Genomic DNA, 25445 nt, shown 5'->3' with positions numbered 1-25445 from the left:
AGCTACTTGCCGCCGTCCTTGGTCAGCAGCAACTGGCCGCGCTTCCTGATCGTCGCCTGCGCCATCTCGGCAAAGCGCTGCAACAGCCAGGGCAGCATCACCTCGACCCTGACCTGATCGTCGGCGACGTCGACCTGACCGGTCGCGATCTGCCCGAGCGCGCGGATGCGGAAATTCATGCTGTCGCCGCTCCAGCGTTCCTCCTCGACCTGCATCACCGGAATGCTTGCCGCGGCGCGGCCAAGCCCCGTCTTGAGCCGGCGCACCGCCTCCTCGCGGCCGAGACGATGCGGGATTGAAACGACAAGCGGTGCTGACATGATTGCTGTCCGGTGATGGCTCTTCCCACATAGTCATGCCCGCCGCACCTGCAAAGGTTCCATGCATGTTGGACCCTCGGCCTTGTTTCAACGCGGGAACTTTACAACCTGCGGCAAGTTGCCCCCGCACGACGGGACAGGTGCAAACGACCCTTGCAACAGAGGGCTGGAGGAGACTCGCATGTCAATCGGCACGATCATTCTGATCATTCTGATCATCGCCCTGCTTGGCGGTTTCAGCGGCATCGGCGGCGGGCCGTTCTACGGCACCGGCTATTATGGCGGCGGCGGCCTCGGGCTCGTCATCATCATCCTGCTGATCCTGCTGCTGATGGGACGGATCTAGGACGGGACTCCGTGGGGTGGGTTAGCCGAGCGGACTGCGCGAAGCGCAGACTGCTTGGCGTAACCCACCACTTCTGTCTCTGCGGAAACCAAAGAGGTGGGTTACGCCTTGCGGCTAACCCACCCTACTTCTTCCCCGCCAGCTTCTTCATCGCCGCCTTGATCGAAGCGGCGGCATCGTCATAGTCCTCCCACGCCTTCGACCGCGGCAACAGGCCCGGGACGGTGCGCAGCGTGTAGCGCTTGGGATCGAGATCGCTCTTCACCTGCGCCCAGGTCAGCGGCATCGATACCGTGGCCCCGGCGCGCGCCCGGGGCGACAACGGGGCCACCGCCGTCGACATGCGGTCGTTGCGCAGATAATCCAGGAAGATCTTTCCCTTGCGCAGCTTCTTCGACATGTTGATCAGGTAGCGTTCGGGATCGTCGTCGGCCATCCACTGACAGACGCCTTGTGCGAAGGCCTTGGCCTCCTTCCAGCTCACCTTGTCGCGCGCGCCGTGGAGCAGCGGCACCACGACGTGCAGGCCCTTGCCGCCCGTGGTCTTGCAGAAGCTGTCCATGCCGATGTCGGAAAGGCGCTGCCGCATCTCCTTGGCCGCCTCGACGACGTCGGCGAAGTCGACGTCGGGCGCGGGATCGAGATCGAACACCAGCCGGCCCGGCGTGTCATAGGCATAAGGCGCGCAATTCCAGGGATGCAGCTCGACGCCGCCGATCTGCGCCACGGCGGCGAGCCCCTCGATCCGATCGATCTGGAGGTAGGGTTTGCGATCGCCGGAGACCCTTGCGAGTTCCAGAAGGTTCGACGTCCCCTGCATCGCATGGCGCTGGAAGAAGCATTCGCCCTTGATGCCATCAGGCGCGCGGATCAGCGAACACGGCCGGCCCTTGAGGTGCACGATCATCCATTCGCCGACGGCTTCGAGATAGCGGGCAAGGTCCAGCTTTGTGACGACGCCGCCATCGCCGTCGTCGGGCCAGAGCTCCTTGTCCGGCTTGGAGATGACGACACCCATGACCTCGGCATTTTGAGCGGTCTGCTTCGGTTGCCGGCCCGCCTTCGTGCGCGCGGCCTTCCTGGCGGAGGGCTTGGCGAGCTCGGTATCGACAGGCTTTTCCGCCTCGACCTCCTCGGCCGGCTTGTCCTGCCGCAATCCCTTGAACGCCGCCTGGCGAATGTTGCCGTCGGCAGTGAAGCCCGCGAACTCGATCTCGGCGACGAGCTCCGGCTTCAGCCAGTGCACGTCGCGGGTCTTCTTCGGCGCATTCTTGCCGCCGAAGGGGCTTTCCTTGGCCGTCATGGCTTTCAGCTCCGGCATGATGCGCTTGACCTTGTCCGCGCCGAAGCCGGTGCCGACCATGCCGACGAAGGCGAGATGATCGCCGCGCTGCACGCCGGCCATCAGGGAGCGGAACTTGCCGTTCGTGGTCTTGTAGCCGCCGATCACCACCTCGTGGCCGGCGCGACATTTCGACTTGATCCAGCTCTCGGTGCGCCCCGAACGATACGGAGCATCCAGCTTCTTCGACACCACGCCCTCGAGCTCGAGCTTGCAGGCCGATTGCAGCACGGCATCGCCGCCGCTCTCGAAATGCTCGACATAGCGGATCTGGCTCGATTTCCGCTTGCGCTGGTCCAGCAATTCCTTCAGCCGGGCCTTGCGCTCGTCGAGCGGCAGCCGGCGGTAGTCCTCGCCTTCGGCGAAGAGAAGGTCGAAGGCGAAGAAGATCAGCTCGTCGGTCTTGCCGTCCGACAGCGCAGCTTGCAGCGAGGAGAAGTTCGGCGCGCCATTATGGTCGAGCGCGACGATCTCTCCGTCGATCATCACGTCGGGCAGCGCAGCCGCTTCCTTGGCAATGGAGGCGAATTTGCCGGTCCAGTCGAGACCCTTGCGCGTCTTCAGCGTCGCCTCGCCGTCCTCGACCCTGAGCTGCACGCGATAGCCATCGAACTTGATCTCGTGGCACCAGCCCTCACCGGTCGGCGGCCGCTCCACCAGCGTACAGAGCTGCGGCGCGACGAAATCCGGCATCGCCGCGACCTTCTTCGCGTTGGTCGCCGTCGTGGCCTTCTTCTTCGCCGCCTTGGTCTTGGAGGTCTTGCCGACCTTCAACGCCGCGCGTGGTGCCGGCTTGACCGTGTGCCCCCTCGCGTCCCCGGCACGGTTGGACTGCCAGACGGCGTCGGCTTTGCCCTTGGCGCCCTTCGCCAGCATGAACGGCTTTGGCGCGCGGCCCTTGCCGTCGGCGATCTGCTCCATCGCGCGGCCGGAGGCGACGGACCTGTCTTGCTCGAGAATGTCGTTGTCCGCGCCTTCGCGGACATATTCGTCACGATGCTTGATCAGGAGCCAGTTGGTCCGCTTCTCACCGCCGCGGTTGCGCATCCGCACCAGGACCCAGCTTCCATGCAGCTTCTCGCCGTGCAGGGTGAACTTCAGATCGCCCTTCTTGAAGCCGGCTTCCGGATCGTCCGATTCCCAGGTGCCGCGGTCCCACAGCATCACGGTGCCGCCGCCGTACTGGCCTTCCGGAATCGTGCCTTCGAAATCGCCATAGTCGAGTGGATGGTCTTCCACCTCGACTGCCAGCCGCTTGTCGTGCGGATCGAGCGAGGGTCCCTTCGTCACCGCCCAGGACTTGAATACGCCGTCGAATTCGAGTCGCAGATCGTAGTGCAGGCGGCTGGCGTCGTGCTTCTGGATGACGAAGCGCCGCTGCTTCGACGGCGCCACGGCGCTCTTGCCCGATGGTTCGGGCGTCTTTTCGAAATCCCGCTTCTGTCGGTAAGTGGAGAGTTTTTGCAGCACGACCGGTCCCGCTTCTCTTTCGGCATTAAGCCTATCACGGCGAAAGTCCCGCCCGGAACCAAAACCCTATGGGACGGTTGGGGTTCCAAAACGCCTTGAAAACGCTGGAGAACGGAATGGCCCCGCGCGCCTATTGGAAGGGAACGTTGAAGCTGTCGCTGGTCAGCTGCCCGGTCGTGCTTTATCCGGCGACGACGGCGGCCGAGAAGACGCGGTTTCATCTGATCAACCGCGAGACCGGGAACCGGCTCAAGCAGCAGATGATCGATTCCGAGACCGGTGACGTCGTCGAGAGCGACCAGAAGGGCCGAGGCTACGAGCTGCGCAAGGGCAAATATGTCGAGATCGAGCCGGAGGAGCTCGAAGCGGTCCAGATCGAGAGCAATCACACCATCGACATCGAGAGCTTCGTGCCGCGCGATGAAATCGACCAGCGCTATCTCAACCATCCCTACTACATCGCGCCCGACGGCAAGGCCGCGGTCGACGCCTTCGCCGTGATCCGCGACGCCATGAAGGACGAGGAACGCGTTGCGCTCGCCAAGATCGTGCTGACCAACCGCGAGCACGTGATGGCGATCGAGCCGCTCGGCAAGGGCCTGCTCGGCACGACGCTGCGTTTCCCCTACGAGCTGCGCGAGGAGGACCAGTTCTTCGACGACATCAAGAGCCCGAAGATCACCAAGGACATGGTCGAGCTCGCCGGCCATATCCTGCGCACCAAGGCGGCGCATTTCGACCCCGGCAAGTTCAAAGACGAGTACGAGGACGCGCTGAAGGCGCTGGTGAAGCGCAAGGCCAGCGGCAAGAAGATCGAGCTGCCGGAGCCCGAGGAGCGACCGAGCAACGTCGTCAGCCTGATGGACGCGCTGAAACAGAGCTTGAAGGGACGCGGCGGGAAGAAGACGGCGACGAAGTCGCATGCGCGGCGCGCGACCGGACGGCCGCGAGGCGCGAAGAAGGCGCATCGGTCCACGGCGCGGCACAGGAAGGCGGGGTGACAACCCAACCGTCATTCCGGGGCGATGCAAAGCATCGAGCCCGGAATCCATCATGCCAAGCGTGACGGGAGGAGAAATGGATTCCGGGCTCGCGCCAAGAGGCGCGCCCCGGAATGACAACGGGGATCAATCCCCCGCCTTCAGCCGATACCCGATCCCGGTTTCCGTCAGCACGTATTGCGGCCGTTCCGGGTCGGATTCGATCTTCTGGCGGAGCTGGCGGACATAGACGCGCAGATATTGCGCGTCGGTCAGTTCGTCCCACAGCTCTTTCAGCAGAAAGCGGTGGGTGAGCACCTTGCCGGCGTGCTGCACCAGCACGCGTAACAGGTCATACTCCTTCGGCGAGAGCTTCACCTCGCGCTCGCCGACCTTGACGATGCGGCGGACCAGATCGACGGAGAGATCGCCGGTTCGGAACACAGGGCGCTCGCCCTTGACCTGAAGCTGGTGGCGCAGCGCGGCGCGCAGGCGCGCCAAAAGCTCCTCCATGCCGAACGGCTTGGTCAGATAATCGTCGGCGCCGAGATCGAGCGCTTGGACCTTGCCGGCCTCGTCGCCGCGGCTCGACAGCACCACGATCGGCACGGCTTCGTTGCGGGCGCGGATGGTGCGGAGCAGTTCGTGCCCCTGAACGTCGGGCAGGCCGAGATCGAGGATGATCAGCGCCGGCTCTTCGTCAAGCTTCTCCAGCGCAGTCCTGCCGTTCGACGCCTCCAGGATCTCATAGCCTTGCGTGGTCAGCCCCATCCGCAGCAATTTGCGGATCGGCGGCTCGTCGTCGATGACCAGGACCTTGATCGGAGCAGCGCTCATGCGGCGGTATCCAATGCGGGGCTCTCTGCCGGAATGGGCAGGCGAATGGTGAGGATCGCGCCGCTCCGCTCGCCGCGATTGGCAGCGGAGATCGTGCCCCGCATCGCCTCGACGAAGCCGCGGGAGATGGCGAGCCCGAGCCCCGTGCCGGGACGGATGTGATCGCCCTTCTGAACGCGATAGAATTTGTCGAACACGCTCTCGAGCTCGCCGGGCGGAATGCCGGCTCCCTCGTCCGCGATCTCGAGCACGACATGACCGCCGTCGCGCCGGCCGCGGATCGAGATCATGGTCTCGGGTGGCGCGTATTTGGCAGCATTGTCGAGCAGATTGAACAGCACCTGCTCGAACAGCACGGCATCGAGCAGGAGCATCGGCAGATCGGCGGCCAGCACCAGCTCGACCTTGTGGCGGTTGAGTATCTTGCTGGCGCGCCTGAGCGCGCTGCCGACGATCTCGCCGAGATCGTGCAGCGCCGTGTTGGGCACGATGGCGCCGGATTCGAGCTTGGTCATGTCGAGCAGATTGGCAATGAAGCGGTTGAGCCGCTCGGATTCGTCAATCACGGTGGCGAGCAGGTCGCGCTTCTCGGTGTCGGAGAGGGCACCGGAGAGATCGCGCATGGTGGAGGCCGCCCCCAACACAGAGGCGAGCGGCGTCTTCAGGTCATGCGAGATCGAGGTCAACAGCGCCGAGCGCAGCCGCTCGGATTCGACGGTGCGCTTGACGCGGTCCATGTCCTCGACCAGCAGCACGCGCTCGATCGCGAGCGCGCCCTGGTCGACCAGCGCATCGAGCAGCCGACGCTGGTCCGGCGTCAACAGCGGGCCGGTGCGATCGTTGTCGATGCCGATGACACCGATCGGACCCCGCCCGGTGCGCATCGGCAGGAACAGGCGTTTTGCTCCCGGCAACGTGTCCGAGCCGCGGCCGGCGGGGCGATCGTTGCTCCAGGCCCAGTTGGCCGCCGCGAGGTCGGCCTGGTCGAGCTCGTCCTCCGGCGGGTAGCCGGACTTCACCGTGAGCAGCCCCTCCTCCGGCAGCAGCAGCACTACGCGCACCTTCAGCATCAACGCGATCTGATAGGCCGTCGCCCACAGCACGTCGTCGAGCGTGGCGGTGCCGGCGAGCTTGCGGCTAAAGGCATGGAGCTGCTCGGTCATCCTGATCCGGCCGATCGCAGCATCGGCCTGCGTGCGCACGCGCGCTGCGACATTGGAGACGATCATCGCCACCACCATGAACAGCACGAAGGCGGCCACGTTGGTCGGATCCGTGATCGTGAACGTGTAGATCGGCGGAATGAAGAAGAAATTGTAGCAGAGCGAAGCCGCGACCGTCGCCAGCAGGGACGGCCACAGGCCATAGCGGACCGCGACCGCGACCACCGCCGTCAGCAGCACGAGGTCGACGTTCTCGATGCCGAACCGCGGCTGAATCAGCTCGGCCGCGCCGAGACCGATCAGCACGATGCCGAGTGCCTTCAGATAGGGCAGCGGATCAAACGGCTCCGAGCGCGCGGCAGTCTGCACCGCCGTCTTTGGCGCAGCCTCGCCGGGCAGCTCGTCACCGGCGATGACGTGGACGGTGATGTTGCCGGCGCGGCGCACCAGGTCGTGCACGACGGAGCCGCGCGTCATCTCGAACCAGCGCGAGCGCGTCGACTTGCCGATCACGATCTGGGTGACGTTGTTGCCTTGCGCGAAATTGACGACGTCGTCGGCGATACGCCGGCCGACGGCGGGAATGGTCAGCGCTTCGCCGCCGAGAGCTTCCGCCAGCCGCAACGTGTCGGCCAGCCGATCGCGCTCCTCGTCGGACAATTGCAGGGATCGCCGCGTCTCGATCGAAATCGCGGTGAACGGCGCATGCAGCCGGTCGGCCAGCCGCTTGGTGTAGCGCACGAGGCCGGCGGCGCGCGGATCCTCGCTGACGCAGACGAGGATGCGCTCACCCGCGGCCCAGGGCCCGGCAATGGCATTGGCCTGCATGTGGGTGAGGAGCTGCTCGTCGACCCGCTCGGCGGTGCGCCGCAGTGCAAGCTCACGGAGCGCGGTGAGATTGCCCGGCGAGAAATAATGCTCCAGCGCCCGCTCGGCCTGCTTGGGCACATAGACCTTGCCCTCCTTCAGCCGCTGGATCAGATCGTCGGGCGTGAGGTCGATCAGCTCGATCGCATCGGCACGGTCGAACACCGAATCCGGCACGGTCTCGCGGACCCGGACATGGGTGATCTGGGCAACGACGTCGTTCAGGCTCTCGATGTGCTGGATGTTGACGGCCGTATAGACGTCGATGCCGTGGGAGAGCAGTTCCTCGACATCGAGATAGCGCTTGGGATGGCGGCTGCCGGCCGCATTGGTGTGGGCGAGTTCGTCGACCAGCGCAATCTGCGGCCGTCGCGCGATGACCGCGTCGAGGTCCATCTCCTCGACGATCTGGCCGCGGTATTCCAGCCTCTTGCGCGGGACCACTTCGAGATCGCGCACCAGCGCCTCGGTCTCGGCGCGGCCATGGGTCTCGACGAAACCGACCACGACATCGATGCCGGCCTTGCGCTTGGCATGGGCGCTTTGCAGCATCTCGTAGGTCTTGCCGACGCCGGGCGCGGCGCCGACGAAGATCTTCAGCTTGCCGCTCGCGCTCTCCTCCCGGCGCGCGGCTTCCAGCAGCGCTTCGGGAGAGGGACGTTGTTCGGGATCGCGGCGCTCTCGGACCATCAGGGCGGTTACGGCTCGTTAGGTTGTTCGCCTGCCTCTTCGCCTCTCCCCGCGCGCGGGGAGAGGCCGGAATTCAAGCGCAGCTTGAATTTCGGGTGAGGGGGAGCCTCCACGAGTCCAATTGTCACCGTCGTCGTGGAGACTCCCCCTCACCCCAACCCTCTCCCCGCAAGCGGGGAGAGGGAGAAGAAGGCTTCGTCCCAAATATAACCATCCGGGCGCCGCGAGCCTAGACTGCTACTTGGCGGCGATGCGATCGAGCGCGAGATTCAGCGCCAGAACGTTAACCCTGGGTTCGCCGAGCACGCCGAGCAGACGGCCTTCGGTGTTGGCGGTCACGAGCTGCCTGACCTGATCCTCAGGCAGATTCCGCGCCTTTGCCACGCGCGGCACCTGGAATTGCGCCGCTTCCGGCGAGATGTTCGGGTCGAGCCCGCTGGCCGAGGTCGTCACTAGGTCGACCGGCACGGGGGCGTTCGGATTCTCGGCCCTGAGCTTGGCCACATCTTCCTTCAACCGATCGGCCAGCGCCTTGCTGGTCGGGCCGAGGTTGGAGCCGCCCGAATTGGCGGCGTTGTAGGGGGCCGACACCGTCTTGGTCGAATCATTCGGGTCCGGCGCAACCGTCGCCGAGGGGCGGCCGTGGAAGTATTTGTCGTCCTTGAACTCCTGCCCGATCAGGGCGGAGCCGATCACCTGGCCGTCCTTTTCGATGAGGCTGCCCTGAGCCTGCACGGGAAACAATGTACCGGCAATGGCGGTCATCGCCAGCGGATAGGCAAGACCGGTGATGGCGGTGAGTGCCAGCAAGAGGACGATGGCGGGGCGGATTTCTCTGAGCATGTTGGGTCTCCTATTTACTTCGTCACTGCAAGCACGAGTCAGAAATTAGACCCTCACCCTGAGGAGCCGCGCTTGGGCGGCGTCTCGAAGGGCGAGGCCACCAGCGGGGCCTTCATCCTTCGAGACGCGCGTTCCGCGCTCCTCAGGATGAGGAATTGGCCCTCCGGATGCCTCGTTGCTCGCATTGACATGTCAAGCCAAGTGCAAGGCGGTCACCACGAGGTCGATCGCCTTGATGCCGATGAAGGGGATGACGATGCCGCCGAGCCCGTAGATCAACAGGTTGCGTCGCAGCAGCGCGCCGGCACCGACGGCGCGATAGGCGACGCCCTTCAGCGCGAGCGGGATCAAGCCAATGATGATCAGCGCGTTGAAGATGATCGCCGACAGGATGGCGCTCTGCGGACTCGACAGATTCATGACGTTGAGCACGCTGAGCTGGGGGTAGAACGCCAGGAACATCGCCGGGATGATTGCGAAATACTTGGCGACGTCGTTGGCGATCGAGAACGTCGTCAGCGCGCCGCGCGTCATCAACAGCTGCTTGCCGATCTCGACCACCTCGATCAGCTTGGTCGGGTTGGAGTCGAGGTCAACCATGTTGCCGGCCTCGCGGGCGGCCTGGGTGCCGGTGTTCATGGCGACGCCGACGTCGGCCTGCGCGAGCGCCGGCGCGTCGTTGGTGCCGTCGCCGCACATGGCGACCAGCTTGCCCTTGGCCTGCTCGTCGCGGATCAGCTTGAGCTTGTCCTCGGGAGTTGCCTGCGCCAGGAAGTCGTCGACGCCGGCCTCGGCCGCGATGGCGGCGGCCGTCATCGGATTGTCGCCGGTGATCATGATGGTGCGGATGCCCATGCGACGCAGCTCGGCGAAGCGCTCGCGAATGCCGCCCTTGACGATGTCCTTGAGCTGGACGATCCCGAGCAGCTTGCCATCCCTGGCGACGGCCAGCGGCGTGCCGCCGGACTTCGACACGTCATCGGCGATGGCCTGGATCTCGCGGCCGAGCTCGGACAGCGCTGCGGGCTGCATCGCCCGCGCAATGTTGCCGGAAGCGACCGCGGTCGGAGCGCCGCCGCCGACATGGTTCAGCATGGCGTCGACCGCACCCTTGCGTACCGACGAGCCGCCGGCATCGACGCCGCTCATGCGGGTCTGCGCCGTGAACGGGATGAAGGTGGCCCCGAGCTCCGCCATGTCGCGGCCGCGGATGCCGTACTTCTCCTTCGCCAGCACGACGATGGAGCGGCCTTCCGGCGTCTCGTCCGCCAGCGAGGAGAGCTGGGCGGCGTCGGCCAACTCCTGCTCGGTGACGCCGCGCACCGGACGGAACGCGGTCGCCTGCCGGTTGCCGAGCGTGATGGTGCCGGTCTTGTCGAGCAGCAGCGTGTCGACGTCGCCGGCGGCTTCGACCGCGCGGCCGGACATCGCCAGCACGTTGAAGCGCACCAGGCGGTCCATGCCGGCGATGCCGATGGCCGACAAGAGCGCGCCGATGGTGGTCGGGATCAGCGTCACGAACAGCGCCACCAGCACGATCACCGAGATCGAGCCGCCGGCATAGGCGGCGTAGCTCGGGATCGTCACGGTGGCGAACACGAAGATGATGGTGAGGCCGGCGAGCAGAATGTTGAGCGCGATCTCGTTCGGCGTCTTCGCCCGCTCCGCGCCCTCGACCAGCTTGATCATGCGGTCGATGAAGGTCGACCCCTGGGCTGCCGTGATGCGAACGCGGATCCAGTCCGACAGCACCTGCGTGCCGCCTGTCACCGCCGACCGGTCGCCGCCGGATTCGCGGATCACGGGCGCCGACTCGCCGGTGATGGCGGCCTCGTTGACGGAGGCGACGCCTTCGATCACTTCGCCGTCCGAGGGGATCGTGTCGCCCGCCTCGACCAGCACGAGATCGCCGACCTTCAGGCTCGTGCCTGATACGAGCTTGTAGTCGCGGCCTGCGCCGCTCAGGAGCTTGGCCTGGCTCTCGGTACGAGTCTTGCGCAGCGTCTCGGCCTGCGCCTTGCCTCGGCCCTCGGCCACCGCTTCGGCGAGGTTGGCGAACAGCACGGTGAACCACAGCCAGAGGATGATCTGGAAGGTGAATCCGAGATTTTCCCCGCCAGTCAGGAGATCGCGCAGGAAGATCACGGTGGTGAGCGCAGCAACGATCTCGACCACGAACATGACCGGGTTCTTGATCATGGCGCGCGGATCGAGCTTGGCGAAAGCCGCGCCGATCGCCGGCATCACGATCCCTGGATCCAGCATCGCCGAGACCGGCATGCGCTTGTTGGGTTTATGGACGGGTTCCATGGAGGTCACTCCGAAAGAGCTGGATCAGAACAGGTTGCCGGCGTTCATCGCGAGGTGCTCGACGATGGAGCCGAGCGCGAGCGCCGGGAAGAACGTCAGGCCGCCCATGATCAGGATGACGCCGACGACGAGACCGACGAACAGGCCTCCGGTGGTCGGGAACGTGCCCATCGACGGCGGGATCGACTTCTTCTCCGCGAGCGAACCCGCGATCGCCATCGCCGGCACGATCATGAGGAAGCGGCCGACGAACATCGCGGATGCGCCCGTCAGGTTATAGAACAGGGTGTTCCCGGTCAGACCCGCGAAGGCCGAACCGTTGTTTCCGGTCTGCGAGGAATAGGCATAGAGCACTTCCGAGAAGCCGTGCGGACCGGCATTCGCCATCGAGGCAACGCCCGTCGGCAGCACGACCGCGACGGCCGACCAACCCAGGATCATCAGCGGCAGGATCAGGATCGCGAGCATCGCCATCTTGACCTCCCGCGCCTCGATCTTCTTGCCGACATATTCCGGCGTGCGGCCGACCATGAGGCCTGCGACGAAGATCGCGAGGATGACGAACAGCAGCATGCCGTACATGCCGGCGCCGACGCCGCCGACGATGATCTCGCCGAGCTGGATATTGATCAGCGGGATCATGCCGCCGAGCGCGGTGAAGCTGTCATGCATCGCGTTGACGGCACCGCAGGACGCGGCGGTGGTGATCACGGCGAACAGCGAGGACGCGACGATGCCGAAGCGCACTTCCTTGCCTTCCATGTTGCCGCCGGACAGGCCGAGCGCATGCATGGTCGCGGTGCCGTTGGCTTCCGCCCAATAGCAAATGCCAACGCCGGCGACGAACAGCACGCCCATCACGGCGAGAATCGCCCAACCCTGGCGCTGGTTGCCGACCATGCGGCCGAACACATTGGTGAGCGCCGCGCCGAGCGCGAAGATCGACAGCATCTGCACGAAGTTCGACAGCGCGGTCGGGTTCTCGAAGGGGTGCGACGCATTGGCGTTGAAGAAGCCGCCGCCATTGGTGCCGAGCATCTTGATCGCGACCTGCGAGGCGACCGGGCCGACCGCGATGGTCTGCTTGGCACCTTCGAGCGTGGTCGCCTCGACATAGGCCCCGAGCGTCTGCGGCATGCCCTGCCAGACCAGGAACAACGTGTAGACGATGCAGATCGGCAGCAGGATGTACAGCGTGCAGCGAGTGACATCGACCCAGAAGTTGCCGACGGTGCGCATCGAGGCGCGGGCAAAGCCGCGGATCAGCGCGACCGCGAGCACGATGCCGGTCGCCGCCGACAGGAAATTCTGGTGCGTGAGGCCGACCATCTGGGTCAGATAGGACAGCGTGCTCTCGCCGCCGTAGTTCTGCCAGTTGGTGTTGGTGATGAAGGAGATCGCGGTGTTGAAGGACAGATCCTCGGCGACCGCGGATTGCCCGGCCGGGTTGAACGGCAGCACGGCCTGCAGCCGCATCAGGCCGTAGATGATGAGGAAGCCGCCGACATGGAACAGCAGCATCGCGACCGTGTAGGTCAGCCAGTGCTGCTCGCGCTTCTCGTCGACGCCGGAGATCCAGTAGATGCCGGCCTCGATCGGGCGCAGGACGGGCGACAGGAACGTGCGCTCACCGTTGAACACGCGCGTCATATACCAGCCGAGTGGCTTGGTCAGCGCGACGATGATGGCGCAGTAAAGAATGATCTGGAACCAACCGATCACGGTCATTGTATCAACCCTTCAGGCTTTGGGTCCGGCGCAACAGCGGCAGGAGGAGCGCGAGCAGGCCGGCGACGAGCGCGGCCTCGGCCAGCAGCAATTCGACGAGCAGCAGCATGGACTAGAACCGCTCGGGACGCAGCAGCGCGTAGGTGAGGTAAAGCAGGATGCCGAACGAGACGGCGCCGGCGAGCGCATAATCGAAGATCATGGTCGCTCCCTCACAGACGTTCGCAGGCGTAGGTGTAACCGATGGCGAGCGCGAAGAGGCCGAAGGCCAGCGCCAGCATGAGAATGTCCATCATGGAAGTACTCCTCGTTGCGCTCTGTCTTTGACGCAACCATGTCTCTGATTCCGGCGGGCTTGCCATGGATCAACCACGGCACTTGTCCCAAGGCGCCCGTCCGGAACTTTCACCGCTCTGAAGTGCCACCGGCGACATAGGTTTTCGAGATGAGGGCTATGGCGAAGTTATAGGAATCTCATAAAAGCCACCCTCTCCACGCGCGGTCACACGCCAACTGATCGGCTGCCCTCTCGGCCTTCCCTGGCGAGCGGAGTGTGGCCACGCCCCGCACCTTTTATGAGATCCCTATATCTGCCGCCCCCTCGTCATCTCGTTTTCAAATGCTGTTCCAGCCATCTTGGAGAGGCCGGCCGACTGACCGACGCCAACTCCAGGAGGCCTGACATGATCGCTGCTCTCCGCCGCTACGATCCACCATCACTCGGCAACCGCCTGCGCAACGCGCAGGCGATGACGCGACCGTTGATGATCGAGATCATGGAAACGGCCTGCCGGCGCATCCCCTCGCTCGGCCAGAGCGGCCGCACCGAACACCTCACACGCCTGATCGACGCCGAGGCATGGGCGGACGCGGCGCTGGTCCTCATGGAGCTGGAGCTGCCGATGTGGCAGGTCCGCCGCATCGCCTATGATGATGGCGAGTGGCATTGCGCACTGTCGCGCGAGCGCGAACTGCCGGACTGGCTGGATGCAGCGGTCGAGGCGCGCCATGCGTACCTCGCGCTCGCCCTGCTGTCGGCGTTCCTCGAGGTGCGGGCGCTGGCGACGGATGTGTCGCGGCCGAGCGTTCCTTCCGTCCGCCCTTTGCCGGATCCGCTTTGCGAGCCGGTCGCCTGCGATCACTACGGCTAGACCCGACGCCATGTCGCAAGCTCCGGACATGCCGCGCACGCTGAGCCCGGCGCGCGTGATCGCGCGCTTCGTCGTCCGCCTCGCCCTGCTCATGGGCTTTGCCGCATTCGGCAGCGTCGGCTTCGGCCGGAGCCTCGCCGTCCTGCTCTGGATGTCGATCGTCCTGTGCGCGCTCGCCAGCCTCGTCAGGCGGGAGCCGCTGTTCGGAGCTGCGCTCAATCATTGGGACGAGGCTGTCGCGTTCGGCGCGCTGTTCGCGCTGGTCCACGTCGTCATCGATCCGGCCTGAACCGCACAGTTCCGGCTTTATGATCTTCCTATGAGATCGCGCCTCGCCCGCCCTCGAAATCATATTCGCGACTGAGGATATTGAGCACGCCGGCAAGGACCTGCGTCCGAAGCCGGCGTCGTTCAGAAGGATCAAACCCGTGAAACTCGTCGAACCTCCCTCGTGCAGCTCGCCTTCGACCGTCGTCTTCATCGGCAGGAATCGCCGGGGACAATGGGTCGCCCAGGAACAGAACGGCCTCTATGGCGGCCTGTTCGTCAGCCGCGCCCAGGCGATCAAATATGCGCTGTTCGAGAACGGACAGCATCCCGAAACCATCGTCGAGCTGCCGCGCGAGATCGAGCTCGACATGGGCAAGCGCCCAAACAGCACCGTCGCGCAGCGCGCCGCCTGAGCAACGGGAAAAATCATGCTGGTCCCTCCCGCCGCCTGGTTCACCGGATTCATCCCCGACCTGCCGACCCCGTTCGACGCAGCAGATGCAATCGATCTCGAGGCGTTCGCCACACTGTGCGAGCGACAGGTCGCGGCCGGCGTGCCGGCCATCGTGGTCTGCGAGACGGCGGGAGAAGCGCCGACGCTCTCGCCGGCCGAGCAGGAGCTCGTCATCCGCACCGCGGTCGACGTCTCCCGCGGCCGCGTGCGGGTCATCGCAGGCGCGGTTTCCAACGCAACCAGCCACGCCATCGAACTTGCGCGGCGCGCGGAGGCGGCCGGCGCCGATGCCGTGATGTCGGTCGTGCCCGCCTACAACAAGCCGATGCAGGAGGGCATGCTGGCACACTTCCGGGCGGTCGCCGGCGCGATCGGACTGCCCGTGATCCTGCACGACATTCCCTCCCGCACGCTGCGCCCGCTTGCCGACGAGACGCTTCTGCGTCTGCTCGAATCCCGTCAGTTCGTCGCTCTGCGCGACGGGAGCGGCGACATCACCCGTCCGATGCGGCTGTCACGCAACTTGCCGGAAGGTTTTCGCTTTCTCTCCGGCGACGACACCACCGCATTCGGCTTCATCGCGGACGGCGGCGACGGCGCGATCTCGGAAGTCGCCAACATCGCGCCGGATCTCTGTCGCACGATCTTCTCGCACGTCAGGCAGGGCCGGCTGCAATCCGCCCGTTATCTGCACAAGCGCCTGATCCCGCTGATCGCCTGCCTGTCCAGGGAAAGTCCGGCCGCGCTCAAATACGGTCTCAACCTCCTTGGCCTGATGTCCGCCGCGACCAGGCTTCCGATCGTGCCGCTGGACGCAGCCGCGCAGAGAGGCGTGGTGCGCGCATTCGCTGCGATCGCCGACGAGGAATTGATCGACAGCGTCGGAGTCTGACTGGCGGGACGTTCCATTTCGTTCTCTCGATTTCCGTGACGTATCTCGAAGGCACCTCCACGTCTGGCAGACGCGGGCGCGAGGATCGGCATCCCTATGACATTCCTATGCGGGAACGCCGGCGCTCATCTCGCAATCCTACGCGGCGATCGACATCCTAAGCGGCAGATCGGCGCGGCCGTCTTGCCGCACCAGTAACGAGGACTTCCACCATGTCGATCCTGACACATGACCTTGACCGGCCTCTGGCTGAACACCCGGTGCGCATCTCCCACGCACGCAAGGCGCAGCTCTCGCGCATCGCGCTCCAGGCGCTCGGCCTGCTCTCGATGGGCAGCGTGCTCACCGCGCTGATCGCGCTGAGAACCGCAATCCATATCTGGCACCTCCCCGCCTGACCGGCGCGGCAGAGATCATGACCTTACAGATCCGTGAGGAGGCCGCCATGGCCGCGATCGCCCTCCCGCAGCGCGGTCGCGAGGCCCAGTTGAAGCCGGCTGTCTCGCGAAAAAGGCGTTGCCTAAAAGTACCTGCCCGATCTGGCGCAATTTCATGGAACGGTGTAGAGCGGTTTCATGAACACTGGCAACGTCAACGTCGTCGCCCACCCCCTGGTCCAGCACAAGCTCTCCCTGATGCGGGAGAAGGACCGCTCGACCAAGAGTTTTCGCGAGATCCTGAACGAGATCGGGATGCTGCTCTGCTACGAGGTGACGCGCGACCTGCCGCTGGAGCTTGTCGAGATCGAGACGCCGATCGCGCCGATGCGGGCGCCCAAGATCGCCGGCAAGAAGCTCACGCTGGCGCCGATTTTGCGCGCCGGCGTCGGCTTCCTCGACGGCATGCTCGCCCTGATGCCTTCGGCGCGCATCGCCCATATCGGGCTCTACCGCGACCCCGAGACGCTGCAGGCCGTGGAATATTACTTCAAGGCGCCGCAGGACCTGTCCGACCGCACCGTGATCCTGATGGACCCGATGCTGGCGACCGGCAACTCGGCCTGCGCCGGCGCCTCCCTGCTCAAGGCGCGCGGCGCCCGCGACATCCGTTTCGTCTGTCTTCTGGCCGCGCCCGAGGGCATCGCCCAGTTTCAGAGCGAGCATGGCGACGTGCCGATCTGGACCGCCGCGATCGACGAGCGGCTCAACGACCACGGCTACATCGTGCCGGGCCTGGGCGATGCCGGCGACCGGATGTTCGGCACCAAGTAGACAGCTTGGCGATCGGGTTACTCCGATTGCCATGAGCGCCAACGATTTTTCGCTGCAATCGCTGATCCGGATCGAGACCGCCGATCCTACCCTGGTATTCGACGGTAGACCCGTCTCTCGCGCGGAATTCTCGACGAAGGTCGAGCAGACCGCCGTCTGGCTTGCGGCCCAAGGCATCGGCAAGGGCGACGTCGTTGCGGTCTGGCTGGTCAACCGGATCGAGTGGCTGGCACTGCTGTTCGCCGCCGCACGGCTCGGCGCGGTCGTCGCCGCCGTCAATACGCGCTACCGCGGCGCGGAAGTCGCGCACCTGCTCAAGGTGTCCGGTGCCAGGCTGATGGTGGTCGAGGCCGCATTCCGCTCGATCGACTTTGCCGCCATCCTCGCCGATATCGCCAAGGCCGAGGTGCCCGCGCTGCAAAGGCTTGCCGTGGTCGGCGCGGATGCGATCCCGGCGCACTGGCCCTGTGTGCGGTTCGATGCCTTCGACAAGTCCTATCCGCCTGCCCCGCCGGCTCAAGACGATGTCGACCTGCCCGTGCTGCTGTACACCACGTCGGGCACCACCAAAGGCCCAAAACTCGTCGCGCATTCGCAGCGGACGCTGGCGACGCACGCCGCCTCCGTCGCCCACGCGCTCCGGCTCGATCACCAGCGTCACTCGTTGCTGGCCATGCTGCCGTTCTGCGGCACCTTCGGCATGACCAGCCTGCTCGGTTTCATCGCAGCCGGCGCCACTATCCATGTACTCGACGCCTTCGAGGCGGCGCCGGCCCTGAAGATCCTTGGCGCGCACGGGATCACGCACTCCTTCGGCTCGGACGAGATGTTCCGCCGCATTCTCGCCCTCACCGATGCGCCACGCCCATTTCCAAATCTCGAGGTCTGCGGCTTCGCCGCGTTCCAACCCGGCTGGCGGGAGCTCGCCGCGGAGGCCGAGACGCGCGGCATGCCGTTGTTCGGCCTCTACGGCTCGAGCGAGGTGCAGGCCCTGTTCTCGATCGCCCGCCCCGGTGATGTCTTCGCCGACCGCATCGAGGGCGGCGGCTGGCCGATGTCGCTTGATGCGAAGGTGCGCGTGCGCGACACCGAGACCGGCGAGCTTGCGGGCCAGGGCGTCTCCGGAGAGATCGAGATCACCGCGCCGTCACGCTTCCTCGGCTATTTCAACAATCCCGAGGCGACGCGCGAGGCGATCACCGCCGACGGGTTCTTCCGCACCGGCGACATCGGCCGGCTGCGCGGCGATGGCTCCTTCGTCTACGAGACGCGCGCCGGCGATGCGATGCGGCTCGGCGGCTTCCTGGTCGGGCCGGGCGAGATCGAGGACGAGCTCAAATCGTGCACCGGCGTGGCCGACGCCCAGGTGGTTGCTGTTGATCTGAAGGGCCAGGCGCGCTGCGTCGCCTTCGTGATCCCGGCAGGGGAGCCGCCGCAGCAGGAGGCGCTCACGGCGCGTCTGCGCGAGCGGCTCGCCGGCTACAAGGTGCCGGCGCGGATCTATGTCGTGGACGCTTTCCCCGTCACCGACAGCGCCAACGGCGTCAAGATCCAGCGCGCCAGGCTCCGTGCCATGGCGATGGAGCGGATCGCTGCCGAATAGGCCGCCTATCTGGTTTGCGCCAAAAAGACTCGTTCAGTACGACTTCGCGAGCCCCAGCACCTTTTCCGCGATGAAGCTGAGCGCGAGCTGCGGGCTGACCGGCGCGATGCGCGGGATCAGCACTTCGCGCAGGTAGCGCTCGACGTGGAATTCCTTGGCGTAGCCGAAGCCGCCATGGGTCATCACCGCCTGCTCGCAGGCCGAGAAGCCCGCTTCGCCGGCGAGATATTTCGCGGCATTGGCCGCGGCGCCGCACGGCATGCCCTTGTCGTACTGCCAGGCCGCCGACATCACCATCAGCCAGGCGGCCTCGAGCTCGACCCAGTTCACTGCGAGCGGATGCTGGATGCCCTGGTTCTTGCCGATCGGGCGATTGAACACGACGCGGGTCTTGGCGTATTCGGTGGCGCGCGACAGCGCGAGCTTGCCGAGGCCGACCGCCTCCGCGGCAATCAGGATGCGCTCGGGGTTCATGCCTTCGAGGATGTACTCGAAGCCCTTGCCCTCTTCGCCGATCCGGTCCTCCATCGGAATTTCAAAGTCCTCGAAGAACAGCTCGTTGGAGTCGACGATCTTGCGGCCCATCTTCTCGATCTCGTGGACCTTGATCCTGTTGCGGTCGAAATCGGTATAGAACAGGCTGAGGCCATGGGTGGGCGAGCGCACCTCCTCCAGCGGCGTGGTGCGCGCCAGCAGCAGGATCTTGTGCGCGACCTGCGCGGTCGAGATCCATACCTTCTGGCCGTTGACGATGTAGCGGTCGTTCTTGGCGACCGCACGGGTCTTGAGCTGCGTGGTGTTGAGACCGGTGTTGGGCTCGGTCACGGCAAAGCACGCCTTCTCGCGGCCCTCGACCATCGGCGGCAGCATGCGCCTGCGCTGCTCCTCGGTGCCGAACACGACGACGGGATTGAGGCCGAACACGTTGATGTGGACCGCGGAGGCGCCGGACATGCCGGCGCCGGACTCCGCGATGGTGCGCATCATGACCGCGGCTTCGGTGATGCCGAGCCCGGAGCCGCCATATTCTTCCGGCACGCAGATACCAAGCCAGCCGGCGTCCGCCAGCGCCTTGTGGAAGTCGTGCGGGAAGCCGCCGTCGTGATCCTTCTTCAGCCAGTATGCGTCGGGAAAGCCCTCGCAGATCTTGGCGACGGCGTCGCGAATGGCTTCCTGCTGATCGGTGAGCGCGAAATCCATGTCCGTGATCTCCTTCTTGGGAGCCGCGACCGCGCCATCTCCCTTCTTTCGCGTTCCCCACGCAAAGGCCGTGGCCGCTTGCTGCGCCCTGACGCCTCGCCTGGGTTCTTTAGCTTGAAAAACCGGGTACAGATACGTGAAATTGGCGATCAACTGTGTCTACCATGCATAGCGTCATGCGGCGCGAAGGTATGCGCGCGCCGTAATTTCGCAGGGAGGAAACCGCGATGGCCGGACTTTATTTCGAAGACTTTTCCGTGGGCCAGGAGTTCAGGCATCCTTTGACCCGGACCGTCACGGAGATGGACAACACCATGTTCAGCCTGCTGACGCTCAACCCGCAGCCCCTCCACATCGACGCGCATTTCGCCGAGAAGACCGAGTTCGGCCAGCGCATTTTCAACAGCCTTTACACCCTCGGCATCATGATCGGCATGACGGTCTATGATACGACCATGGGGACCACCGTCGCCAATCTCGGCATGACCGACGTCACCTTTCCCAAGCCGGTCTTCCATGGCGACACGTTGCGGGCCACGACAAAGGTGCTCTCGGTGCGGGACTCCAAATCGCGGCCCAAGGCCGGCATCGTCGAGTTCGAGCACCAGGCCTTGAACCAGAACGACGAGATCGTCGGCAAATGCCGCCGCATGGCGATGATGCACAAGAGGCCGGTCTGATGCGTTCGATGCTGTTCGTGCCGGGCGATTCCCCGCGCAAATTCGAGAAGGCGAGCGAAGGCAAGGCCGACGCGCTGATCATCGATCTCGAGGACTCCGTCGTCACCGAGAAGAAAGCGGAGGCGCGCGGGCTGACGCTTGCGATGCTGAAAGGCCGCAGCAAGCCACATCAGCTCTACGTCCGGGTCAACGCGCTCGACACCGGCATGACGCTGGCCGATCTCGCCGCGGTGATGCCGGGCAGGCCGGACGGCATCGTGCTGCCGAAATCGCAAGGTGGCGACGACGTGCGGCAGGTCGCGACCTGGCTCGAAGCCCTGGAAGCAGCAGCCGGCATCGTGATCGGCACGACCCGTATCGTCTGCGTCGCGACGGAGACCGCCGGCTCGATCTTCGGGCTCGGCAGCTACAAGGGCTGCTCCCCTCGCCTTGCCGGCCTGATGTGGGGCGCGGAGGATCTTTCCGTCTCGCTCGGCGCGACCGAGAAAGCGAGCGGCGGCGTCTTCCACAGCCCCTATCGCCTCGCCCGCGATCTCTGCCTGATGGCCGCGGCGGCGGCCGAGGTCGCGCCGATCGACACGGTCTACACCGACATCGACAACCTCGCGGGCCTCGAAGCCGAGACGCGCGCGGCGCGGCGCGACGGCTTTTCGGCCAAGGCGCTGATCCATCCCAAGCACGTCGACATCGTCAACGCGGCCTTCGAGCCGACGGACACCGAGCGCAAATGGGCAGAGAAGGTGATCGCGGCGTTCGCGAGCAATCCCGATTCCGGCACGCTGCGACTCGACGGCCAGATGATCGACAAGCCGCACCTTCGCGCCGCGAGGAAGATCCTCGGCCAACCCTAGACCGGGATGCAAGCCTCGCCAGCTCGATCGGCTGCGCCCGAAGCTTCGACTTGAGGTCCCGGCCTCAGTCGAAGCCCTGAACGGGCGGCGCCGAGGTTGGGGCTGGCACGGCAGACGCGGCTTGAACCGGTGGGGCCGGATTGCCGGCAGCTCGCATCTGACCGTTGGCTGCCATCGCCTCGCGCGTGCGCGGCGTGCCGCCGGTGGCGGCGGCGCGACGCGGCGGCTGCCGATGCCGTGCCGACTGCGAACCTCTCAGGCCCCAGGAGCGGGCGATCGAGGGTCCGGCCGTGTAGCCGATCAAGGCTCCGGCGACCGCGCCGACCGGGCCCAGCACGACCGCGCCCGACACCGCGCCGAGCGCCGCATCGCCCGCGCGCTCCTGCGCGAAAGCGCTCGCGGGCACGCAGGCCAGCATTGCGACAGCAGTGATCAGTGCTTTGGTCATCGGAGCGCCTCCCTCGCGGGAGATCACTCCTGTTCAAATATGGCCGCACGAGGTTCGCTTGCTGGCCAACAAGAGGCAATCGCTGGCGGAACCTAGCCGCCCGGGCCCTTGGCCGAGCATCGATCTTCAGGACCCCAGCAACAAGGACAGGCGCGCCGACATCTTGACAGCGTTCACCCACCGCCTATTTTTTTCGCCGAGAAGAGACTTTCTCACCCTCGACATCAAAGGAATTAACGCGACCGTCTGGAGAGACGATGATGCTCGATGAGAATCTGGCCCGCATTCGTGCGCACCGCAACAACATCCACCGCTACCGGCGTCTGCTGAAGACCAGGCTGTCGGAGCTGGAGCGCCATTTCGTCGAGAGGCGCCTCGCGGAAGAGCAATCGGCGCTCGATGGCCTGACCGCGGCGACCTTCCCTGTCAGCTTCCGCGCTTCCGGAGCGCCGGCCAATGCGACGGGGATGGCGCAATGAACAGCCAGCGAGATCTGCTCATTCGAGGCAGCGAGAAGGTCATCGGCCATTACGAGCTGCTTCTTGCAAGCACCAGGACCGAGCATGAGCGCGAGCTCTACCGCCAACGCATCGAACGCGAGCGGCGGCTGATCCGGGACCTGCAAGGCGGACGGGATCACCGCGCCGCCTGAGCTGGGAGATCACGCGGCCCGTCATCCCAGGGCAATCGCATTTGGATTTTGCAGAGGTCGTCATGCCCGGGCTTGTCCCGGGCATCCACGTTCTTTTTGCCGCGTGGAAAGGCGTGGATGGCCGGGACAAGCCCGGCCATGACGCTGTGGAGACAGCCAGTACCCATAGCGACATCTCATATGCGATGGCCCTGCCGTCGCAGGGGGACGAACCGCTTCCGCGGTTCGTCCCCGCATTCGTTTCAGCGAACGAGGCGATTGGGGCCTGCGAGCGCGGTGCTGGGCTCAGTCGCCGGCGCCACTCTCACCGTGGCGGTGAGCGGCGCACCCTTGCGCAGCAGAGTGAGCTTCACGTCCTCGCCGATGCGCGCAAGGCCGATCGTGTTGCGGAGCTGGGCGGCGGTGCGTATCGGGCGGTCGTCGGCTCCGGTGACGATATCACCCTTGCGCAGGCCCGCCTTCTCCGCGGGCGAATCCGCCGCGATCTCGGCGACGACCGCGCCCTGGTTCAATCCCTTGTTGACCGACGGATGCAGATCTTTCAGCGAAACGCCGATGCGGCCGCGCTCGACGCGGCCGTTGGCGACGATCTGCTCCATCACCTTGCGCGCCATGTTGACCGGAATGGCAAAGCCGATGCCGACATTGCCGCCCGCGGGTGAGATGATCGCAGAGTTGATGCCGACGAGTTCGCCCCGCAGGCTGACCAGCGCCCCGCCGGAATTGCCGGGATTGATCGCCGCATCGGTCTGGATGAAATCCTCATAGCCCTGCTTGCCGAGGCCGGTGCGGCCCAGCGCGCTGACGAGCCCTGACGTCACGGTCTGGCCGAGGCCGAAGGGATTGCCGATCGCAAGGACGAAATCACCGACCTCGAGCCCGTCGCTGTCGCCGAAGGGAAGCGCCTTGAGCCCGGCCGGGTTCTGGACCTGGAGCACCGCGACATCCGTCGGCGGGTCGCGGCCGATGACCCTGGCGGAGAACTGGCGGCCGTCCTTCGTCGTGATCTGAACGGCGGAGGTGCCCTCGACGACGTGATTGTTGGTAAGCACGTAGCCGCGCTGGGCGTCGACGATGACCCCGGAGCCGGTCGCATTGACCTCCTTCTCGATTTGCCTCGGGACGTCGAAGAATTCGCGGAAGAGCGGATCGCGGTAGAGCGGGTTGTCCTCGCGCACGCGGCCGTGCACGGAAATGTTGACCACGGCGGGCGTCACCTGGCGCACCAGCGGCGCCAGGGTCGGCACCGGGCCGCCGGTCTTCAGATCCGGAATCTGGCCGGCGGCAGGCTGCGACGCCGTGAGCGTCAGCACCAGCAAGGCCAGCAAGAGCAGACGCATAGCACTCATCATCGTCACCTGCCGCTTGTGTTGTGAGGATAGTTGGAACCTTGGTGCTTCAGCCTTCGTCGCCTGACGCGACGATCCAGCCCTGCAGGGCCAGAAACGGAACGGCCCAGGCAGCCGCGGACTGGCCGAGCAGCACGAGCCCGAGTACGGCGGGCGTGAACATCATGCCGCTCGCCTTTCAGCGGCGGCCCAGGGCCGCCGCAGCCGCATCGGCACGCCGCCGCCCCGCGGCGGGTCGTCATTGTCGTTGTCGCCGTCGAGCTTGCGCAAGGCGGCCAGAATATCGGCGAGCCGGACCGTGTGGCTCATGCCGGGAATCTCGCGCAGGGCGGGACAGGATTCGACCGCGTACATGTCGGATGCCCAGGACGACAGGATGATGCGCTTCTCGGGTGAAGAGAGCTCCGGCGCATTCAGAACGTCGGCAGGCGACTCGTAGTGGGCCGCAGGATGAAACAGCGGATTGAGACCGCCGGGATTGGTATTCACGTTGGTCATCGGTGTGCCTCCCTCATGCTCCTTTCCGGGGGGACGATTTTTTTGACGATGGGACGGCGGCGCCAACCGCCGCCGTCCCGCTTGACATCAATGCGTGTTGATCGCGATGCGCTTGACGCCTTCGCGCGCCTTCTCCGATTTCGGCAGCGACACGGTCAGGACGCCGTTCTTGAACGACGCCTCGGCCTTGTCCTCCTCGACGCCCTCCAGCGGGATCTGCCGCTCGAAGGCGCCGTAGTAGCGCTCGGTGAAGAACCTGCCTTCGCCGTCGCGCTCCGCCTTCTTCTCGCCGCGGACGGTCAGGACGCCATTGGCGATCTCGACCTGGACGTCCTTCTCGGTGAGGCCGGGAAGCTCGGCCGAGACGGTCAGCGTCCTGTCGGTCTCGCTGAGCTCGACCTTCGGCCAGCCGAAGCGGCCTTCCATCAGCGGCGACAGGCCGGTCCCGCCGAAGCCGCGGAAGACGTCGTCGAACAGACGGTTCATCTCGCGGTGAAGCGTCAGGAACGGATCGAAATTGTCGCGCGCCGACGCAAGCTCCTGGTTTCTCGACCAGGGAATGAGATCACGAAACGCCATGGTTCTCTCCTTCATGCATCGGGAGCGCGGCCCGCGCATCCGCGCGCCGCGTTCCGCCATTCGATCGATCGAGCGTCTAGGCTGCTTTCTTCTGCTCGATCTGCGATGCCGCAGGAGCGCCGCCGGCGATCGGAATCCGGCGCGGCTTCATGGCTTCCGGAACCTCGCGGACGAGGTCGATGATCAGGAGCCCGTCCTGGAACGAGGCCTGCTTGACCTGGACGTAGTCGGCGAGATTGAACACGCGCCGGAACGGTCGCGCGGCGATGCCCTGGTACAGATATTCGCGCGCGGCGGTCTCGGGCTTCTTGCCCTCGATGGTGAGCGCGTTCTGCTCGGCCGTCACGGTGATGTCGCTGGCGCCGAAGCCTGCCACCGCGAGACTGATCCGGTAATGGTCTTCGCCGGAACGCTCGATGTTGTAGGGGGGATAGTTGTCCTCGGTCGCCTGGCGCAGCGTGCTGTCGACGAGGTCGGCCAGGTGGTCGAAGCCGATGGTGGAGCGCCACAGCGGCGCGAAGTCGAAACTGGTCCTCATAACCAAGTCCTCCTGAGAGCAAGATGGATACGAAGGAGCGCAAGGCGGGTATTCAGACAGGTCCGAAACGACCAGCCCGGCGCCCGTGCCGGACCCGATTCTGGCATCCGGCACACCGCTCTCGCGGCGAAAAACGACTTAGAAAATCCGAGACCGCTTTCAAGAGGGGGCGG

General features: G+C 65.5%; 26 protein-coding genes and 1 pseudogene. 13 read left to right on the top strand and 14 right to left on the bottom strand.

Annotated elements, in window-relative coordinates:
- Positions 1-2: 2 nt before the first annotated feature.
- On the bottom strand, positions 3-320 hold the full coding sequence (locus EDE08_RS15025) for a polyhydroxyalkanoic acid system family protein (protein ID WP_131869590.1): 318 nt from the start codon (positions 318-320) through the stop codon (positions 3-5).
- Positions 321-501: 181 nt separating this feature from the next.
- Here EDE08_RS15025 and EDE08_RS15020 point away from each other — a divergent pair, with 181 nt between their 5' ends.
- Entirely contained in the window at positions 502-666 is a 165-nt protein-coding gene (locus tag EDE08_RS15020) for a DUF3309 family protein (protein WP_074117325.1), read from the top strand.
- A gap of 124 nt (positions 667-790) precedes the next feature.
- On the opposite strand, the gene ligD is transcribed toward EDE08_RS15020, so the two are convergent.
- Positions 791-3478 (bottom strand): DNA ligase D, encoded by a 2688-nt coding sequence (gene ligD / locus EDE08_RS15015; protein WP_131869589.1) that lies wholly within the window; start codon positions 3476-3478, stop codon positions 791-793.
- 116 nt (positions 3479-3594) lie between these two features.
- Here ligD and ku point away from each other — a divergent pair, with 116 nt between their 5' ends.
- Entirely contained in the window at positions 3595-4479 is an 885-nt protein-coding gene (ku, locus tag EDE08_RS15010; RefSeq protein ID WP_131869588.1) for a non-homologous end joining protein Ku, read from the top strand.
- A 126-nt stretch (positions 4480-4605) separates the two neighbouring features.
- On the opposite strand, the gene EDE08_RS15005 is transcribed toward ku, so the two are convergent.
- The 6 genes from EDE08_RS15005 to EDE08_RS14980 form a co-directional block, all read right to left on the bottom strand.
- Positions 4606-5295 (bottom strand): response regulator, encoded by a 690-nt coding sequence (locus EDE08_RS15005; RefSeq protein ID WP_131869587.1) that lies wholly within the window; start codon positions 5293-5295, stop codon positions 4606-4608.
- Positions 5292-8015 (bottom strand): DUF4118 domain-containing protein, encoded by a 2724-nt coding sequence (locus EDE08_RS15000; RefSeq protein ID WP_131869586.1) that lies wholly within the window; start codon positions 8013-8015, stop codon positions 5292-5294. The genes EDE08_RS15005 and EDE08_RS15000 overlap by 4 nt, the downstream gene beginning before the upstream one ends.
- A 237-nt stretch (positions 8016-8252) precedes the next feature.
- Entirely contained in the window at positions 8253-8858 is a 606-nt protein-coding gene (locus EDE08_RS14995) for a K(+)-transporting ATPase subunit C (protein ID WP_131869585.1), read from the bottom strand.
- 192 nt (positions 8859-9050) lie between these two features.
- Positions 9051-11168, bottom strand: coding sequence for a potassium-transporting ATPase subunit KdpB (gene kdpB, locus EDE08_RS14990; RefSeq protein ID WP_131869584.1), 2118 nt, complete (start codon positions 11166-11168; stop codon positions 9051-9053).
- 24 nt (positions 11169-11192) lie between these two features.
- Positions 11193-12896, bottom strand: a complete 1704-nt coding sequence (kdpA, locus tag EDE08_RS14985; RefSeq protein ID WP_131869583.1) for a potassium-transporting ATPase subunit KdpA — start codon at positions 12894-12896, stop codon at positions 11193-11195.
- Between the two features lie 112 nt (positions 12897-13008).
- On the bottom strand, positions 13009-13098 hold the full coding sequence (locus tag EDE08_RS14980; RefSeq protein ID WP_131869582.1) for a K(+)-transporting ATPase subunit F: 90 nt from the start codon (positions 13096-13098) through the stop codon (positions 13009-13011).
- A 481-nt stretch (positions 13099-13579) separates the two neighbouring features.
- On the opposite strand from EDE08_RS14980, the gene EDE08_RS14975 reads away from it, so the two are divergent.
- The 7 genes from EDE08_RS14975 to EDE08_RS14945 all read left to right on the top strand — a co-directional run bounded on the left by EDE08_RS14975 (position 13580) and on the right by EDE08_RS14945 (position 18477).
- Positions 13580-14047, top strand: coding sequence for a hypothetical protein (locus tag EDE08_RS14975; protein ID WP_165935949.1), 468 nt, complete (start codon positions 13580-13582; stop codon positions 14045-14047).
- A 10-nt stretch (positions 14048-14057) separates the two neighbouring features.
- Positions 14058-14336: a hypothetical protein gene (locus tag EDE08_RS14970; RefSeq protein WP_165935950.1), complete on the top strand. Its 279-nt coding sequence runs from the start codon at positions 14058-14060 to the stop codon at positions 14334-14336.
- A 139-nt stretch (positions 14337-14475) separates the two neighbouring features.
- Positions 14476-14730: a hypothetical protein gene (locus EDE08_RS14965; protein WP_165935951.1), complete on the top strand. Its 255-nt coding sequence runs from the start codon at positions 14476-14478 to the stop codon at positions 14728-14730.
- Positions 14731-14745: 15 nt separating this feature from the next.
- The gene (gene dapA, locus EDE08_RS14960; RefSeq protein WP_131869579.1) at positions 14746-15663 is read left to right on the top strand and encodes a 4-hydroxy-tetrahydrodipicolinate synthase; all 918 of its coding nucleotides are present in this window, start codon (positions 14746-14748) and stop codon (positions 15661-15663) included.
- Positions 15664-15875: 212 nt separating this feature from the next.
- On the top strand, positions 15876-16061 hold the full coding sequence (locus EDE08_RS14955) for a hypothetical protein (RefSeq protein ID WP_131869578.1): 186 nt from the start codon (positions 15876-15878) through the stop codon (positions 16059-16061).
- Positions 16062-16238: 177 nt separating this feature from the next.
- Positions 16239-16874 (top strand): uracil phosphoribosyltransferase, encoded by a 636-nt coding sequence (gene upp / locus EDE08_RS14950; RefSeq protein ID WP_131869577.1) that lies wholly within the window; start codon positions 16239-16241, stop codon positions 16872-16874.
- 31 nt (positions 16875-16905) lie between these two features.
- Positions 16906-18477: an AMP-binding protein gene (locus tag EDE08_RS14945; protein ID WP_131869576.1), complete on the top strand. Its 1572-nt coding sequence runs from the start codon at positions 16906-16908 to the stop codon at positions 18475-18477.
- A gap of 33 nt (positions 18478-18510) precedes the next feature.
- Here EDE08_RS14945 and EDE08_RS14940 read toward each other — a convergent pair whose 3' ends face one another.
- Positions 18511-19677 carry an acyl-CoA dehydrogenase family protein gene (locus EDE08_RS14940; protein WP_061877093.1) on the bottom strand — a complete coding sequence of 389 codons (1167 nt, stop codon included), beginning with the start codon at positions 19675-19677 and terminating at the stop codon, positions 18511-18513.
- Positions 19678-19901: 224 nt separating this feature from the next.
- Here EDE08_RS14940 and EDE08_RS14935 point away from each other — a divergent pair.
- Positions 19902-20357 (top strand): annotated as a pseudogene (locus EDE08_RS14935) (MaoC family dehydratase); the annotation flags it as partial.
- Positions 20357-21208, top strand: coding sequence for an HpcH/HpaI aldolase/citrate lyase family protein (locus EDE08_RS14930; protein ID WP_165935952.1), 852 nt, complete (start codon positions 20357-20359; stop codon positions 21206-21208). The pseudogene EDE08_RS14935 and the gene EDE08_RS14930, both read left to right, overlap by 1 nt.
- A 64-nt stretch (positions 21209-21272) precedes the next feature.
- On the opposite strand, the gene EDE08_RS14925 is transcribed toward EDE08_RS14930, so the two are convergent.
- Entirely contained in the window at positions 21273-21656 is a 384-nt protein-coding gene (locus tag EDE08_RS14925) for a hypothetical protein (protein WP_165935953.1), read from the bottom strand.
- 257 nt (positions 21657-21913) lie between these two features.
- On the opposite strand from EDE08_RS14925, the gene EDE08_RS14920 reads away from it, so the two are divergent.
- Both EDE08_RS14920 and EDE08_RS38455 read left to right on the top strand, forming a co-directional pair.
- Positions 21914-22135, top strand: coding sequence for a hypothetical protein (locus tag EDE08_RS14920; protein ID WP_502700601.1), 222 nt, complete (start codon positions 21914-21916; stop codon positions 22133-22135).
- Positions 22132-22308: a hypothetical protein gene (locus EDE08_RS38455; protein WP_165935954.1), complete on the top strand. Its 177-nt coding sequence runs from the start codon at positions 22132-22134 to the stop codon at positions 22306-22308. The genes EDE08_RS14920 and EDE08_RS38455 overlap by 4 nt, the downstream gene beginning before the upstream one ends.
- A gap of 242 nt (positions 22309-22550) precedes the next feature.
- Here EDE08_RS38455 and EDE08_RS14915 read toward each other — a convergent pair whose 3' ends face one another.
- The 4 genes from EDE08_RS14915 to EDE08_RS14900 form a co-directional block, all read right to left on the bottom strand.
- Positions 22551-23657, bottom strand: a complete 1107-nt coding sequence (locus EDE08_RS14915) for a trypsin-like peptidase domain-containing protein (protein ID WP_131869572.1) — start codon at positions 23655-23657, stop codon at positions 22551-22553.
- Positions 23658-23819: 162 nt separating this feature from the next.
- A complete protein-coding gene (locus EDE08_RS14910) occupies positions 23820-24155 on the bottom strand; it encodes a hypothetical protein (protein WP_131869571.1) in 336 nt (111 codons plus the stop codon).
- 87 nt (positions 24156-24242) lie between these two features.
- Positions 24243-24734: an Hsp20/alpha crystallin family protein gene (locus EDE08_RS14905; protein WP_131869570.1), complete on the bottom strand. Its 492-nt coding sequence runs from the start codon at positions 24732-24734 to the stop codon at positions 24243-24245.
- Between the two features lie 76 nt (positions 24735-24810).
- The gene (locus tag EDE08_RS14900) at positions 24811-25272 is read right to left on the bottom strand and encodes an Hsp20 family protein (protein ID WP_122401819.1); all 462 of its coding nucleotides are present in this window, start codon (positions 25270-25272) and stop codon (positions 24811-24813) included.
- Positions 25273-25445: the final 173 nt, after the last annotated feature.

The sequence above is a fragment of the Bradyrhizobium sp. R2.2-H genome, assembly GCF_004346455.1.
In the GTDB taxonomy this organism is placed as follows: Bacteria; Pseudomonadota; Alphaproteobacteria; order Rhizobiales; family Xanthobacteraceae; genus Bradyrhizobium; species Bradyrhizobium diversitatis.
The sequence above is the reverse complement of the archived record's forward strand: the minus strand, read 5'-3'. Positions and strand labels throughout refer to the sequence as shown.

Bases quoted from the DNA above. Each gene is read 5' to 3' on its own strand.
- EDE08_RS14970 (WP_165935950.1), top strand. From the start codon at position 14,058: ATGTCGCAAGCTCCGGACATGCCGCGCACGCTGAGCCCGGCGCGCGTG.
- EDE08_RS14925 (WP_165935953.1), bottom strand. From the start codon at position 21,656: ATGACCAAAGCACTGATCACTGCTGTCGCAATGCTGGCCTGCGTGCCC.
- ku (WP_131869588.1), top strand. From the start codon at position 3,595: ATGGCCCCGCGCGCCTATTGGAAGGGAACGTTGAAGCTGTCGCTGGTC.
- EDE08_RS38455 (WP_165935954.1), top strand. From the start codon at position 22,132: ATGAACAGCCAGCGAGATCTGCTCATTCGAGGCAGCGAGAAGGTCATC.
- EDE08_RS14915 (WP_131869572.1), bottom strand. From the start codon at position 23,657: ATGAGTGCTATGCGTCTGCTCTTGCTGGCCTTGCTGGTGCTGACGCTC.
- EDE08_RS15020 (WP_074117325.1), top strand. From the start codon at position 502: ATGTCAATCGGCACGATCATTCTGATCATTCTGATCATCGCCCTGCTT.
- upp (WP_131869577.1), top strand. From the start codon at position 16,239: ATGAACACTGGCAACGTCAACGTCGTCGCCCACCCCCTGGTCCAGCAC.
- EDE08_RS14900 (WP_122401819.1), bottom strand. From the start codon at position 25,272: ATGAGGACCAGTTTCGACTTCGCGCCGCTGTGGCGCTCCACCATCGGC.
- EDE08_RS14955 (WP_131869578.1), top strand. From the start codon at position 15,876: ATGTCGATCCTGACACATGACCTTGACCGGCCTCTGGCTGAACACCCG.
- dapA (WP_131869579.1), top strand. From the start codon at position 14,746: ATGCTGGTCCCTCCCGCCGCCTGGTTCACCGGATTCATCCCCGACCTG.
- EDE08_RS14980 (WP_131869582.1), bottom strand. From the start codon at position 13,098: ATGATCTTCGATTATGCGCTCGCCGGCGCCGTCTCGTTCGGCATCCTG.
- kdpA (WP_131869583.1), bottom strand. From the start codon at position 12,896: ATGACCGTGATCGGTTGGTTCCAGATCATTCTTTACTGCGCCATCATC.
- EDE08_RS14995 (WP_131869585.1), bottom strand. From the start codon at position 8,858: ATGCTCAGAGAAATCCGCCCCGCCATCGTCCTCTTGCTGGCACTCACC.
- EDE08_RS14945 (WP_131869576.1), top strand. From the start codon at position 16,906: ATGAGCGCCAACGATTTTTCGCTGCAATCGCTGATCCGGATCGAGACC.
- EDE08_RS14975 (WP_165935949.1), top strand. From the start codon at position 13,580: ATGATCGCTGCTCTCCGCCGCTACGATCCACCATCACTCGGCAACCGC.
- EDE08_RS14910 (WP_131869571.1), bottom strand. From the start codon at position 24,155: ATGACCAACGTGAATACCAATCCCGGCGGTCTCAATCCGCTGTTTCAT.
- EDE08_RS15005 (WP_131869587.1), bottom strand. From the start codon at position 5,295: ATGAGCGCTGCTCCGATCAAGGTCCTGGTCATCGACGACGAGCCGCCG.
- kdpB (WP_131869584.1), bottom strand. From the start codon at position 11,168: ATGGAACCCGTCCATAAACCCAACAAGCGCATGCCGGTCTCGGCGATG.
- EDE08_RS14930 (WP_165935952.1), top strand. From the start codon at position 20,357: ATGCGTTCGATGCTGTTCGTGCCGGGCGATTCCCCGCGCAAATTCGAG.
- EDE08_RS15000 (WP_131869586.1), bottom strand. From the start codon at position 8,015: ATGGTCCGAGAGCGCCGCGATCCCGAACAACGTCCCTCTCCCGAAGCG.
- EDE08_RS14905 (WP_131869570.1), bottom strand. From the start codon at position 24,734: ATGGCGTTTCGTGATCTCATTCCCTGGTCGAGAAACCAGGAGCTTGCG.
- EDE08_RS15025 (WP_131869590.1), bottom strand. From the start codon at position 320: ATGTCAGCACCGCTTGTCGTTTCAATCCCGCATCGTCTCGGCCGCGAG.
- EDE08_RS14940 (WP_061877093.1), bottom strand. From the start codon at position 19,677: ATGGATTTCGCGCTCACCGATCAGCAGGAAGCCATTCGCGACGCCGTC.
- EDE08_RS14920 (WP_502700601.1), top strand. From the start codon at position 21,914: ATGATGCTCGATGAGAATCTGGCCCGCATTCGTGCGCACCGCAACAAC.